Genomic DNA, 13,054 nt, shown 5'->3' with positions numbered 1-13,054 from the left:
TGCCCGCTTCAGTCATGACCGATCCAGAACACCCGTCCCTCGTGCGCATCGAGCCGCTCGGCGCAACCTTCGACGCACCCGATTCGCTGACGGTGCTCGAAGCCGCCGCGTTCGCCCGCGTGTCGCTGCCGCGCTCCTGCCGCAACGGCACGTGCCGAAGCTGCCTTTGCCGGATCGTCAGCGGCAGCGTACGCTACACGATCGAATGGCCGGGGCTGAGCCGCGAGGAAAAGGCCGACGGCTATACGCTGCCGTGCGTGGCCGTCGCAACGTCGGACCTCGTGCTCGACGTGCCCGACGCGGCCATGCTCGACTAGACGCGGCGCGCGAGCGCGCGCGTCGTCCTGCAACGCTCGATCCTGCATGGAGAACATGATGATCCAGCAAACCGATCGCATCGAAAAACAGGCGCTGCTCGGCGCAGCGCCCGACCGCGTCTGGGCAGCCGTCAGCAATTCCGGGGAATTCGGCCAGTGGTTCGGCGTCTCGTTCGACGGCCCGTTCGAGGCCGGCCAGCCGCTGTTCGGCCGCATCACGCCCACCCGCGTCGACGACGATGTCGCGAAGGCGCAGGAGCCCTATGCGGGCACCGTGTTCGAAATCGTCGTCGATCGCATCGAGCCGCAACGACTGTTCTCGTTCCGCTGGCATCCGTTCGCGATCGATCCGCACGTCGATTACGCGTCCGAGCCGATGACGCTCGTCACGTTCACGCTCGCGGCGCAGGCCGGCGGCACGTCGCTCACGGTCACCGAAACGGGTTTCGACCAGTTGATCGAAGCGCGTCGCGCGACGGCGCGCGCAATGAACGACCAGGGTTGGGCCGCGCAGATGACGCTGATCGCGAAATATCTGGCGCTGCACGCGTAGCGCGCCGCTACGCCGCACGTTCGTGCCGGCCGACGCATCGACGTGCGTGGCATAATCGGCGGCATCGTCGTCCACCCGCCGCCGTGCATCGCATGCTGAATCGTCGCCTCCGGAAGATCGGCAGTCTGCTCGGGATGCTCGCCATCCTGATGACGGCGCTCGCGCCGACGATCTCGCAGGCGCTGACCACGCAAGGCCGCGTCGACGCGCTGCTGGCCGGCTACTGTTCGTCCGCGCCAGCCGCCGGCGATCGCTCCGCCGATACGTCGACGAAAAGCCTGCAGGCGCATCTCCACGCATGCGGCTACTGCAGCCTGCTTGCTCATACTCCCGCGCTGCCTGCCCCCGAACTGACGTTCGCGGCCCACGTGCACGCGATCGAGCATCGCGCGGCGACCCGCTTCGAAAGCCTGCGCCGCGCGCTGCCGCTCACGGCCGCGCAACCGCGCGCCCCGCCGCTCGCGTCCTGATCCGTCGTCATTGCGCGTGATGCCGTCGTGCATCGCGCAGCCTGCGCACGCCGTCCGCGTGCGCGACGTGTCACGTTTCGAAGGACGATCATGTCTCACCATGCTGCGCGCGGCGCCGTGCCGTGCGCGCGGTTGGCCGCCGCCGGTTCGAATGACCGCGCCTGCATTCGCCCGCATGCGAATGGCCGACCGCGCACGGCCGCGCCAATCGCCGCCGACATCGATGCCGCTCGCGCAGCCGTCCGTCGAATCCGTCTTTTCCATCCGATTCGTCACTCGCTCATCCAGCCATGAAAACCACCCCTTTCGTTCGCGGCGCACTCGCCGCACTCGGCTTCGTCGTCATCCAGGCCGCCCATGCGCACGCGCTCCCGAAAACGCAGGACCCGGCCCCCGACGCCACGCTGTCGAGCGCGCCGCACGCAGTCACGATCGACTTCGGCGAGGCGCTCGAGCCGGCGTTCAGCTCGATCGCCGTGACCGATAGCCACGGGCAGTCGGTCGTCGACGGGAAGTCGGCCGTCGACACCGGCAACCGGAAGCGGATGCGCGTCGCACTGGCCGATCTGAAGGCCGGCACGTACACGGTCGCGTGGATCGCGGTGGCCAGAGACGGCCATCGCACGCACGGGCGCTACGCATTCACGCTGAAGTAACGCACGCGATGCGCATCGGCGCGCCGTGCCGATCGCATTCGCATCGATGCCCCCGGCATCGCACTCGATCAGGAGAACACACGATGAAACGCCCGATTTCGACCGGCCTGCTCATGGCGCTGGCGCTGCACGTGTCCGCCACGTTCGCCGCGCCGGCCCTACAGGCCGATGCGTGCTGGATCCGCACGATGCCGGCGACGGTGCCGTCCTCCGGCTACTTCACGCTGCAGAACGACGGCGACGCACCCGCGACGCTCGTCGGTATCGACACGCCCGCCTACGGGATGGCGATGATGCATGAAACGCAGACGAGCGGCAGCACCGCGAAGATGGTCCACATCGACTCGGTCGTCGTGCCGGCGCACGGCACGGTCGCCTTCAAGCCGAAGGGCTATCACGCGATGCTGGAAGCGCCGCGCCAGGCCGTCGCGCCCGGCGCGAAGGTGCCGCTCCGGCTGCATTTCGCGGACGGCTCGACCGTGTCCGTGACCTGCGACGCGAAGGCGCCGGCCTACGCCGGCCAGTAACGCCGCCTGCCCCTCGACCGAAGGAGACGCTCATGAAAGACCGCCTGCCGCTCGCCGAGCTGATCGTCCGCTACCGGACGCCGCTGAATGTCGCGATACTGATCGTCTGCGGCTTATGGGCCGCGTGGATCGCATGGATGACGCGGCCTGCCGCCATCGATACACCGCCGTCGATTCCCGCGTACTGCATGCGCGACGCGCGCTGACGCGCGACGACGGCACGGTTGCGGCGGCGGCCCGTGCCATTATTGGCGTGGCATCATCGCTTCATCCCGACCGCCGCAACCGCCTTTCGGAGCGCCGCATGTCCATTCAGACCTGGATGCTGTTCGCCGCAGCCTATCTCGCCACGACGCTGTCGCCGGGGCCCAACGTGCTGCTCGTGATCCGCAACACGGTGCGCTACGGCACGCACGGCACCGTCGCGACGATCGCGGGCAACCTCGTCGCGCAGGGCGTGGTCGTGCTGCTGGTCGCGCTCGGTGTCGGCGCGGTGCTGGCGGCGATGCCGCCGCTGTTCGTCGCGATGAAGGTGATCGGCGCCGCGTATCTGATGTACCTGGGTGTCCGGCAGTTGCGCGGCGATAGCAAGACCGCCGCATCGAGCGGCGCGGCCGAGATCGTCGCGCCCGATCGCCGGAAACTGTTCCGCGAAGCGCTGTTCGTGTCGGGCAGCAATCCGAAGACGATGATCTTCCTGTCCGCGTTCATGCCGCAGTTCATCGTGCACGATCGCCCGCTCGCGCTGCAGTTCGTCGTGATGTACGCGACGATCGCCTGCACGGTCGTGATCGTTCACAGTGTCTATTCGGCCGGCGTGCGCCGCCTGCATCGCGGTTTCGGCATGAGCCGCGCGGTGCGCGCGCTCAAGCGCGCGAGCGGGCTGCTGTTCGTCGGGCTCGGCATCAAGCTGCTGACCGCGCGGCAGGCGTAGGCCGGCCCGCTCCCGTCAGTGCATGCGCGCGGCCAGTGCGGCCGCGATCTCGTCGAACGACGGCCGCGCATCGACATCCTCGTTCACGCACGCCGCCGCAAGCGCATCGAGCGCGCCGGCATGCGATTCGCATCGCTCGAGCAATTCGCCGAGCAGATAGCCGAACGCGCGCACTTCGAGCCGCTCGAACCGGGCGCCGCGGGTGCGCTCGTTCACGTCGTACGGCGACGCCGCCCCGAAATCCCCGAGCAACGCGCCGCCTGCGCCGTCGTGCAGGATGTTGTGCGCGTACAGATCGCCGTGCATGATGCCGCGCGCGTGCAGATGGCCGGCCGCCGATGCGATGCCGTGCGCGATCCGCAGCGCCTGCGCCGGATCGAATCTCGCATCGGCGGCATAGACGTCGCGCGTGCAGGACGCGAAGCTCGGCGGCCCGGCGAGATTCGTCAGCGCGGGATCGACCAGTTCCATCACGAGGCCGTGCGTGCCGTCCGGATGCCCGCGCACCTTGCCGATCACCGGGATCAGATGCGGATGGCGGCCGGCATGCAGGCATGCGGCCATTTCGCAATCGGGCAGGCCGTCGCTCGTGACCGCGCCCTTGAACAGCTTGACCGCGACCGTGCGCGGCGGATGGCCGTTCGCCCGCCATTGCGCGCGATAAATGACACCCGACGCGCCCTCGCCCAGTTTCCGTTCACACGAAAGCGCCGCCCAGTCGATCTCCGCGACGTCCGGCCCGGCAGACGCCGCGGCCTCCGGCGCCGCGCCGAACGGATTGCCGGCCACGGCGAGCCATGCGAGACGCGGCAGGCGCAGCAGCCAGTCGGGCAACGCATCCAGCCGGTTCGCCGACAGGCGCACCAGCTCCAGCGCGCGGCAGGCGGCCATTTCGGCGGGTAGCGTCCGCAACCGGTTGCCGGCAAGCATGAGCTTCTGCAACCGCGCACAATCGCCGATGTCGGCCGGCAGTTCGTCGATGGCGTTGTCGGTCAGGATCAGCCAGCGCAGCGCACGCGGCAGCGCGCCGCGCGGCACGGTGCGGATCCGGTTCGCCTTGAAGCCGATCATGTCGAGCCGATCGCATGCGCCGAGCACGTCGGGAAAGGCGGTGAAGCGGTTGCCCGACGCGAACAGGATGCGCAGACGATGCAGCCGCGGCAGATCGTCCGGCAGCGCGGACAACGCATTGCCGGTCAGGTCGAGCACTTCGAGCGTGTCGGCCAGATCGAAGATCTCGCGCGGAAATTCGGTCAGCCCGCACGCGAGCTTGAGTTGCCGCGCGCCCGACAGTTGTCCGGCCTGCAGCTGTTCGAGGGTGTGTATCACGGGGAGAAAACGGGTGGCGGTTGCGGTGATCGTCGGGTCGATCGGACGAATTCTACCGGGATCGATCGCGTGCACGCACACGACCTTGTCACACCCCCTTCACAAACGCGCGATGTGACGTTAGAATTGCGCCCCTTGCAGTGCCGACGTGGTGAAATTGGTAGACACGCTATCTTGAGGGGGTAGTGGCGAAAGCTGTGCGAGTTCGAGTCTCGCCGTCGGCACCAGATGCGCTTCCAGCGCATTCCGAGCATGATCTGAAACCCGCGACAGCATATGGCTTCGCGGGTTTTTTGTTGCCGGCTACGCGAGCAACAGAAAATTGCGCACCACCGCCGACGGCTCGTCGCAGCGCGACGCGATGGCGAGCCTGGCGCGAAACCGGTTACCGGCGAACGGCCGGTACACGACCCCGGGCACCTGCACCTGCGTAATCGCTTTCGGCACGACCGACACGCCGAGCCCGGCCGCCACCAGCGTCACCGCGGACGCGATCTGCGGCGCCGGTTGCCCCATGCGCGGCTCGAACCCGGCGGCCTGACACGCGGCGACGATGTCGTCGAACAGCGCGGCGCCGGCCGCGCGCGGCACCTGCACGAACGACTCGTCGGCCAGCTCGGCAAGATCGATGCGCCGGCGCGGCGCCAGCCGATGCGCGACGGGCAGCGCGACGAACATCGGCTCCTCGTCCCAGTCGGATACCCGCAGCGCCGCGGCGACGCGACGCTCGGGCCGCACGATCGCGACGTCGAGACGCCCGGCCTCCAGCGCCTCCAGCAGCACGCCCGACGTCGCTTCCTGCAACGTCAGCTCCGCATCCGGATACGCCTCGCGAAAACGGCGAATCAGATCGGACACTTTCGGATTGAACGCGGCCGTGCCGGTGAAGCCCACTCGCAAATGGCCGGTTTCCCCGCGTGCGGCGCGCCTGGCCGCCCGCGCCGCGCGCTCGGCATCTTCCAGCACGCGGCGCGCCTCTTCCGCGAAGACCTCGCCCGCCAGCGTCAGCTCGGCGCCGCGCGCGGTGCGTTTGAACAGCTCCACGCCGAGTTCGCTCTCGAGCGCCTTGATCTGCTGGCTCAACGGCGGCTGGCCGATGCCGAGCGTTTCGGCGGCCTTCGTGAAATTCGACGCGGCCGCGACGGCCAGAAAGTAGCGCAGATGCCGGAGTTCCATGCGTGACGTGACCTCGCGGTGAGTCGGGCTGGCCTGTCAGCCAGTGTTAAAACATATTGCTGCGGTTCATTTCATATATTGGACATATACATGACCGTGCGCAAGAATTCGTGTATTCCGTCGCACATCGACTGCCCCCATGTCCTCCGCTTCGATTTCCCGATCCATGCCCGGCACGCAACCATCCGCACCCGATGCGCTGCCGGCCGGCGTGTCCCCGCGCTCGGCCGCGTACAAGCGCATCGCGCTCGCGCTTTTCCTCGCCGGCTTTGCCACTTTCTCGCTGCTGTACTGCGTGCAGCCGCTGCTTCCCGCGTTCGCACGCGAGTTCGACGTCGGCGCGGCGTCGAGTTCGCTCTCGCTGTCGCTGTCGACCGGGATGCTCGCAGTGTCGATCCTGTGTGCCGGCGCGCTGTCCGAACGGGTCGGGCGGCGCGGGCTGATGTTCGTGTCGATGACGCTGGCCGCGGTGTTCAACCTGCTCGCCGCGCTGTCGCCAAACTGGCACCTGCTGCTCGTCTGGCGTGCGCTCGAAGGCTTCGCGCTGGGCGGCGTGCCGGCGGTGGCGATGGCCTATCTCGCGGAAGAAATCGCCGCCGACGGGCTCGGCTTCTCGATGGGGCTCTACGTCGGCGGCACCGCGTTCGGCGGCATGATCGGACGGATCGGGATGAGCGCGCTCGAGGAGCACTTCTCGTGGCGAACGGCGATGCTGTCGATCGGCGTCGTCGACCTGCTCGCGGCGCTCGCGTTCGTGATGCTGCTGCCGGCCTCGCGACGCTTCGTGAAGCGCACCGACCTGACGCTGCGTCACCACCTGCGGCTGTGGCACGCGCAACTGCGTCATGCACGCCTGCCGTTCGTGTTCGCGATCGGCTTCCTGATGATGGGCGCGTTCGTGACGATCTACAACTACGCCGGATTCCGGCTCATGGCGGCGCCGTTCAACCTGAGCCCGACCGCATGCGGGCTGATCTTCGGCGCGTACCTGTTCGGGATGGTGTCGTCATCGAGCGCCGGCGCGCTTGCCGATCGTCTCGGGCGGGGGCCGGTCCTGGTCAGCGGCATCGTCGTCTTCGCGGTGGGCCTCGCACTGACGCTGTCGCACTCGCTCGCCGCGATCGTCGTCGGCATCGTGCTCGTGACGATCGGCTTCTTCGTCGCCCATTCGGTCGCGAGCGGCTGGGTCGGCGCGCTCGCAGGCGCCGCGAAAGGGCATGCGGCCTCGCTGTATCTGCTCGCCTACTATGTCGGGTCGAGCGTGCTCGGCTCGGTCGGCGGCGCGTTCTGGCAACGCGGCGCATGGACGAGCGTCGCCGCTCATGTCGCGGTGCTGCTCGTCATCGCAGTGCTGGCGGCGCGGCGCTCGAGCCGCGCGTGATGCGACGCCCGACGACAATCGCGGCATCGTCGGCGGGCCCGAACCGGCCGGTGAATATCAGGAAGCCGAACTGAAGCTGCCGGCCATGCAGGCGGCGATCCGCGTACGCGATGCGACGGCGGAGATGCCCGGCTCCAGGCAGGTGTCGGCCTCATCGATGGTCGACTGATTCGCGTCGCCCGTCACAGCAACGGCAGCGTTTGCCGGATATGGTCGGCGAATGCTGCCGTCAGGTGCGACGGCCGCTTCCGGTCGAACCTCAGCGTGATGCCCACGGCCGGCAACGGCGGCAAATGCGGATCGCCGTTGACGATCGCGAGGTCGGCCGGCACCGCCGTCTGCGTCATCACCGCGAACGCCTGCCCCGAGCGCACGAGCGCGATCAGCCCGGCGAGGCTGCTGCTCGCGTACGCGACGCGATAGTCGCGGCCGGCGCGGCTCAACGCGTCGCAGGCCGCGAGATGATCGAGCGTGTCGCGGTCGGACAGCGCGAGCGGCAGCGGATCGAAATGCGCGGGTTCGAGCCCCGGATAGCCGATCCAGACCAGTTGCTCGCGGCGAACGATGTCGTCGGTCGCGCCGTCGTCCGGCACGGAAATCATCGCCAGATCGACCGCACGCTTCTCCAGGTGTTCGACGAGCCGCGGCGTGGGCGCGCAGACGACTTCGACGATCGCCTGCGGATGCTGGCTCGAAAACTGCCGCAGCAGCGACGGCAGCCACACCTCGGCGTAATCGTCCGGGCAGCCGAACCGGATGGTCCCAGACAACCCCGTGCCGCACAGGTCGGCCATCGCCTCGTCGTGCAGCCGCAGGATGCGCTGCGCGTGCACGAGCAGCCGCTCGCCCGGATGCGTCAGCACCACGCCGCGGCCGGTACGCTGGAACAGCGGCTGATCGACGGCCGCTTCGAGCCGCTTCATCTGCTGGCTGAGCGCGGATTGCGTGCGGCCGACCCGCGCGGCCGCGCGGCTCAACGCGCGCACCTCGGCGATCGCGACGAACGAGCGCAGCAGGTCGATTTCGAGCGAAAGCGCCAAGGTATTAGCTCCCTTTCTAGCTTGCATTAGAACTATTCGTTTCCATCAAACCAGACGTGCGCCTAGACTGCAAGCGATCCCCGCCTTTTTGCCCGGAGCCGCCCGATGTCCCTGAACGACGACGCAACCTTCTGGCGCAACGCCAGGCAGCACCTGGTCCGCTACGGCGGCACGTTCGAGCCGATGATCGTCGAGCGCGCGAAAGGCAGCTTCGTCTACGACGCCGACGGCCGCGCGATCCTCGATTTCACGTCGGGCCAGATGAGCGCGGTGCTCGGCCACAGCCATCCGGAGATCGTGTCCGTGATCGGCGAATACGCGGGCAAGCTCGACCACCTGTTCAGCGGCATGCTGTCGCGGCCGGTCGTCGATCTCGCGACCCGTCTGGCCGACATCACGCCCGCCGGGCTCGACCGCGCGCTGCTGCTCAGCACCGGCGCGGAATCGAACGAGGCGGCGATCCGGATGGCGAAGCTCGTCACCGGCAAGTACGAGATCGTCGGGTTCGCGCAGTCGTGGCACGGGATGACGGGCGCCGCCGCATCGGCCACGTACAGCGCCGGCCGCAAGGGCGTCGGCCCGGCATCGGTCGGCTCGTTCGCGATTCCGGCGCCGTTCGCGTACCGGCCGCGCTTCGAGCGCAACGGCGCCTACGACCCGCTCGCCGAACTCGACTACGCGTTCGACCTGATCGATCGCCAGTCGAGCGGCAACCTCGCCGCGTTCATCGCGGAGCCGATCCTCAGTTCGGGCGGAATCATCGAATTGCCGGAAGGCTATATGGCTGCGCTCAAGCGCAAGTGCGAGGAACGCGGCATGCTGCTGATCCTCGACGAAGCGCAAACGGGCGTCGGTCGCACCGGCACGATGTTCGCGTGCCAGCGCGACGGCGTGACGCCCGACATCCTGACGCTATCGAAGACGCTCGGCGCGGGGCTGCCGCTCGCAGCCCTCGTGACGTCCGCGGCCATCGAGGAACGCGCGCACGAACTCGGCTATCTGTTCTATACGACGCACGTGTCCGACCCGCTGCCGGCAGCCGTCGGCCTGCGCGTGCTCGACGTCGTGCAGCGCGACGGCCTCGTCGCGCGCGCGAACGTGATGGGCGAGCGGCTGCGGCGCGGCCTGCTCGACCTGATGGAACGCTTCGACTGCATCGGCGACGTGCGTGGGCGCGGGCTACTGCTCGGCGTCGAAATCGTCAAGGATCGCCGCACCAAGGAGCCGGCGGACGGGCTCGGCGCGAAGATCACGCGCGCGTGCATGAACCTCGGGCTCAGCATGAACATCGTGCAGTTGCCCGGCATGGGCGGCGTGTTCCGGATCGCGCCGCCGCTGACCGTCAGCGACGACGAGATCGATCTCGGCCTGTCGCTGCTGGAGCAGGCGATTACGCGCGCGCTGTAACGGCACGCGACAGCCCCGTTCCCGCGCGATCCGTCGCGCCGGTTCGACCGACCGGCACGACGCGCTCATGCTTCGCATTCCGTATCGATCAGCGGGCTTCGGCGGCCCAAGCTTCGGCATCGGCGCCGGCAGGGATACGCATCGGGCTCGACGGATCGGTCGCCGCGCGCCACACGGCTTCGGCAACGTCCTGCGCATGGGTGATCGGCCCCGATGCATCGAGCATCCGCGCCACGGCCTTGCCGACGAAGTCCGCGTACGCTTCGTGCTCGAAGCCATGCATGTTGGCCCGTGCGTTGTCGGCGAAACGCGTGCCGGGCGCGCGGCCCGGCAGCACGAGATGCGTGCGCACGCCGAACGGTGCGAGTTCGACCGCCATCGATTCGGTGAACGCATTCACGGCCGCCTTGCTTGCGCGATACGCGCTGACCAGCGGCAGCACCTTCAGCGTGACGCTCGACGTGACGTTCACGATCACGCCCGCGCCGCGCGTGCGAAATTGCGGCAGCACGGCCTGCGTCACCGCGATCGTGCCGATCGTGTTGGTGTCGAACAGCGCGCGCACCGTGTCGAGCGGCGTGAGTTCGGCCGGTGCGGCCGCGCCGAAGCCCGCGTTGTTGACGAGCACGTCGATCGGGCCGGCGGCATCGATCGCCGCGTGAATGCTGTCCGCGTTCGTCACGTCGAGCGGCAGCACGCGCAAGCGCTCCGACGGCGGCAGCACGTCCCCGCGCGGCGTGCGCATCGTCGCGACGACCTGCCAGTCGCGCGCCAGGAAATGGCGCGCGATTTCGAGGCCGAAGCCGGAAGAACAGCCGGTGATCAGTACGGTCTTCATGCGAACTCCTGGGATGTGTTGAGCACGTGTCCGTACGATAGATGGCCGCCGCCGTATTCGCTACAATCGAAAATCCGCTTTTCTTTTGCGAGAGTCCGGCGATGATCGACCCGCTGACCGAAGTCGTGACGCTGCTGCAACCGGCTGCGCGGTACTCCAAGTCCGTTCACGGTGCGAGCCCATGGCTCGTGCGTCGCACGGTCGCCGGCGAGCCGTTCTATTGCGTCGTTCTCGACGGCGGTTGCCGGATCGAGATCGACGGGCACGCGCCGATCGAATTGCGGGCCGGCGATTTCGTGCTGATTCCGGCGGCGTACGGCATCGCGACATCGAGCCTCGAACCGCCGCCGCCGGGCGTCGAATCCGCACCGCCGATGGCGCTCGACACCGGCGAATACCGGGTGGGCGATCCCGGCAACCCGGTCGACACGCGCATGATGCTGGGCAACTGCAGCTTCGGTTCGCCCGACGCGGCATTGCTGGTGTCACTCCTGCCGCGATTCGTGCACGTGCGCGGCGATCCGCGGCTGACCACGCTCGTGCAACTGGTGCGCGACGAATCGCGCGCGCAGCGGCCCGCGCGCGAGATCGTGCTGTCGCGGCTGATGGAAGTGCTGCTGATCGAGGCGTTGCGATTCACGGCCGGCACGCATGCATCGCCGGGCCTCGTGCGCGGGCTCGCCGACAGCCGCCTCGCGGCCGCCATCCGCGCCATGCATGCGCGCCCGTCGCATCCGTGGACGATCGTCGAGCTGGCGAAGGAAGCGGCGCTGTCGCGCTCGACCTTCTTCGAGCGTTTCAGCCGTGCGGTCGGCGTCGCGCCGATGGAATACCTGCTGACGTGGCGCATGGCGCTCGCGAAAGACCTGCTGCGCCGCAACGAAGGCCGCATCGCCGAGATCGCGGCGCGCGTCGGCTACAGTTCCGCGAGCACCTTCAGCGTCGCGTTCGCGCGGCACGTCGGCCGGCCGCCCGCGCAATACGCGCGCGACGAACAGGCCGAACAGGCGGCGAACGAACCATGAGCCGCACCCGCCTTCCCTGTCCCGCCGCCTGTCACCTCGTTTCGTCACGCCACGACGATGTGCGAGGCGCGCGATGACGACCGACGCAAAGACCGTCGGCACGACCGACCACTGGCTCGTCGCGCGCCGCGATGCGGAAACCGGCATCGAAAGCCTGCACGCCCATTTCAACGGCCATGCGTACGATGCGCACGATCACGACGACATGCTGGTCGGCTTCACCGAACAGGGCGTGCAACGCTTCCAGTGTCGCCGTTCGCTGCATACCAGCGTGCCGGGCCGCGCGATCCTGATCGAGCCGGGCGCGATGCACGACGGCCACGCGCCCGAAGCCGGCGGTTTCACGTACGGGATGCTGTACCTGCCGCAGGCGTGGGTCGAGCGCGCCGCGCGCCGGCTGGACCTGCCGGGCCTCGGCAGCGTCGAAGCCACGTTCGGCCATACGCTCGTCGACGATCGCAGCCTCGTCGACGCGATCCGGAACGCCTTCTTCGCGATCCACGACAACGAAGGCCGGCTTGCGCGCGACCAGACGCTCGACCGCCTGCTGATGCGCCTCGGCAGCCAGCTGGCCAGCCCGCTCGTGCTGGAGAGCAGCGCCGTGCCGCCCGCGATCGCGCGCGTGCGCGACCTGCTGCACGAACGCATGGACGGCAACATCGGCCTCGACGAACTCGCGAGCGCCGCCGGCATCGACCGGTTCCGGCTCACGCGGATGTTCCAGCGCGCGTTCGGCACGTCGCCGCACGCGTACCTCGTGCGCTTGCGGCTGCGTGCCGCGCGCAAGCTGCTGGCGGCCGGCCGCACGCCCGCGCAGGCGGCCGCCGACGTCGGCTTCGCCGACCAGAGCCACCTCGGCCGCTGGTTCCGCCGCGCATACCGGATCACGCCGGCCGCGTACCGGCAACTCTGCACAAACGTTCCAGACTGATCGCGCACGACGTCCGATCATGGATGCTCCAACCGGGAGCAAGCATGTTCGATACCAAAGTAGCGCTGATCGTGCGCGACGATCTCGCCGCGTGGCAGAAACTCAACGTGGTCGCGTTTCTCGCGACGGGCGTCGCGGCCGGCGCGCCCGACGCACTGGGCGAGCCTTACGAGGATGCGGCCGGGCGCCGCTACGGCCGGATGCTCGGCCAGCCGATGCTGGTGTTCGCCGCCGATTTGAACGGATTGCAGGCCGCGCACCGTCAGGCGCTGTCGCGCGAGCTCACGATCGTGCCGTACGTGCGGGCGATGTTTTCGACAGGGCACGATGCGGCCAACCGCGCGGCGTTTCGCGCCGAGGACGCGGAGCATCCCGATCTCGTCGGCCTGGCGTTGCACGGGCCGAAGAAGGCCGTCGACAAGGCGGTGAAGGGGCTGGCGTTGCATGCGTGAACGCCGGCGTGCCCCGCC

The 13,054-nt window shown here is 68.7% G+C and carries 16 protein-coding genes and 1 tRNA gene; 13 read left to right on the top strand and 4 right to left on the bottom strand.

From position 1 onward, the window contains the following. Positions 1-14 precede the first annotated feature (14 nt). The 7 genes from WS61_RS19170 to WS61_RS19145 all read left to right on the top strand — a co-directional run bounded on the left by WS61_RS19170 (position 15) and on the right by WS61_RS19145 (position 3,457). Positions 15-317 (top strand): 2Fe-2S iron-sulfur cluster-binding protein, encoded by a 303-nt coding sequence (locus tag WS61_RS19170; RefSeq protein ID WP_059502422.1) that lies wholly within the window; start codon positions 15-17, stop codon positions 315-317. Positions 318-375: 58 nt separating this feature from the next. Next, positions 376-870, top strand: a complete 495-nt coding sequence (locus WS61_RS19165; protein ID WP_059502768.1) for an SRPBCC family protein — start codon at positions 376-378, stop codon at positions 868-870. A 92-nt stretch (positions 871-962) separates the two neighbouring features. Beyond that, positions 963-1,340, top strand: a complete 378-nt coding sequence (locus WS61_RS19160) for a DUF2946 domain-containing protein (RefSeq protein WP_059502420.1) — start codon at positions 963-965, stop codon at positions 1,338-1,340. Positions 1,341-1,630: 290 nt separating this feature from the next. Next, the gene (locus tag WS61_RS19155; RefSeq protein WP_059502418.1) at positions 1,631-1,996 is read left to right on the top strand and encodes a copper resistance protein CopC; all 366 of its coding nucleotides are present in this window, start codon (positions 1,631-1,633) and stop codon (positions 1,994-1,996) included. Between the two features lie 83 nt (positions 1,997-2,079). Beyond that, a complete protein-coding gene (locus tag WS61_RS19150) occupies positions 2,080-2,523 on the top strand; it encodes a copper chaperone PCu(A)C (protein WP_059502416.1) in 444 nt (147 codons plus the stop codon). 32 nt (positions 2,524-2,555) lie between these two features. Next, entirely contained in the window at positions 2,556-2,729 is a 174-nt protein-coding gene (locus WS61_RS35250) for a hypothetical protein (protein WP_179949690.1), read from the top strand. A 98-nt stretch (positions 2,730-2,827) separates the two neighbouring features. Further along, complete coding sequence (locus tag WS61_RS19145) at positions 2,828-3,457, top strand: LysE family translocator (protein WP_059502414.1); 630 nt, start codon at positions 2,828-2,830, stop codon at positions 3,455-3,457. Positions 3,458-3,472: 15 nt separating this feature from the next. Here WS61_RS19145 and WS61_RS19140 read toward each other — a convergent pair whose 3' ends face one another. Continuing rightward, positions 3,473-4,786, bottom strand: a complete 1,314-nt coding sequence (locus WS61_RS19140; RefSeq protein WP_059502766.1) for a leucine-rich repeat-containing protein kinase family protein — start codon at positions 4,784-4,786, stop codon at positions 3,473-3,475. A gap of 142 nt (positions 4,787-4,928) precedes the next feature. Between WS61_RS19140 and WS61_RS19135 the strand changes: the two genes are divergently transcribed. Next, positions 4,929-5,013: transfer RNA gene (locus tag WS61_RS19135), tRNA-Leu, on the top strand. Positions 5,014-5,089: 76 nt separating this feature from the next. On the opposite strand, the gene WS61_RS19130 is transcribed toward WS61_RS19135, so the two are convergent. Continuing rightward, on the bottom strand, positions 5,090-5,962 hold the full coding sequence (locus WS61_RS19130; RefSeq protein ID WP_059502412.1) for a LysR family transcriptional regulator: 873 nt from the start codon (positions 5,960-5,962) through the stop codon (positions 5,090-5,092). Between the two features lie 139 nt (positions 5,963-6,101). Here WS61_RS19130 and WS61_RS19125 point away from each other — a divergent pair, with 139 nt between their 5' ends. Continuing rightward, complete coding sequence (locus WS61_RS19125) at positions 6,102-7,343, top strand: MFS transporter (protein ID WP_059502411.1); 1,242 nt, start codon at positions 6,102-6,104, stop codon at positions 7,341-7,343. A 182-nt stretch (positions 7,344-7,525) separates the two neighbouring features. Here WS61_RS19125 and WS61_RS19120 read toward each other — a convergent pair whose 3' ends face one another. Beyond that, positions 7,526-8,410, bottom strand: a complete 885-nt coding sequence (locus tag WS61_RS19120; RefSeq protein ID WP_059502409.1) for a LysR family transcriptional regulator — start codon at positions 8,408-8,410, stop codon at positions 7,526-7,528. A gap of 78 nt (positions 8,411-8,488) precedes the next feature. Between WS61_RS19120 and WS61_RS19115 the strand changes: the two genes are divergently transcribed. Then, positions 8,489-9,790 (top strand): aspartate aminotransferase family protein, encoded by a 1,302-nt coding sequence (locus WS61_RS19115; RefSeq protein ID WP_059502407.1) that lies wholly within the window; start codon positions 8,489-8,491, stop codon positions 9,788-9,790. A gap of 88 nt (positions 9,791-9,878) precedes the next feature. Here the strand turns inward: WS61_RS19115 and WS61_RS19110 are convergent, their stop codons facing one another. Then, positions 9,879-10,628 (bottom strand): SDR family oxidoreductase, encoded by a 750-nt coding sequence (locus WS61_RS19110; protein ID WP_059502405.1) that lies wholly within the window; start codon positions 10,626-10,628, stop codon positions 9,879-9,881. A gap of 41 nt (positions 10,629-10,669) precedes the next feature. Here WS61_RS19110 and WS61_RS19105 point away from each other — a divergent pair, with 41 nt between their 5' ends. The 3 genes from WS61_RS19105 to WS61_RS19095 all read left to right on the top strand — a co-directional run bounded on the left by WS61_RS19105 (position 10,670) and on the right by WS61_RS19095 (position 13,036). Then, positions 10,670-11,653, top strand: coding sequence for an AraC family transcriptional regulator (locus WS61_RS19105; protein ID WP_059502403.1), 984 nt, complete (start codon positions 10,670-10,672; stop codon positions 11,651-11,653). Between the two features lie 73 nt (positions 11,654-11,726). After that, positions 11,727-12,584, top strand: coding sequence for an AraC family transcriptional regulator (locus WS61_RS19100; protein ID WP_059502401.1), 858 nt, complete (start codon positions 11,727-11,729; stop codon positions 12,582-12,584). Between the two features lie 44 nt (positions 12,585-12,628). Continuing rightward, a complete protein-coding gene (locus WS61_RS19095) occupies positions 12,629-13,036 on the top strand; it encodes a DUF2000 domain-containing protein (RefSeq protein ID WP_034204318.1) in 408 nt (135 codons plus the stop codon). Positions 13,037-13,054: the final 18 nt, after the last annotated feature.

It is taken from the genome of Burkholderia sp. ABCPW 11 (genome assembly GCF_001523445.1).
Classification (GTDB): domain Bacteria; phylum Pseudomonadota; class Gammaproteobacteria; order Burkholderiales; family Burkholderiaceae; genus Burkholderia.
Note: the sequence above shows the minus strand (reverse complement) of the source record. Positions and strands in the feature narration are given on the sequence as shown.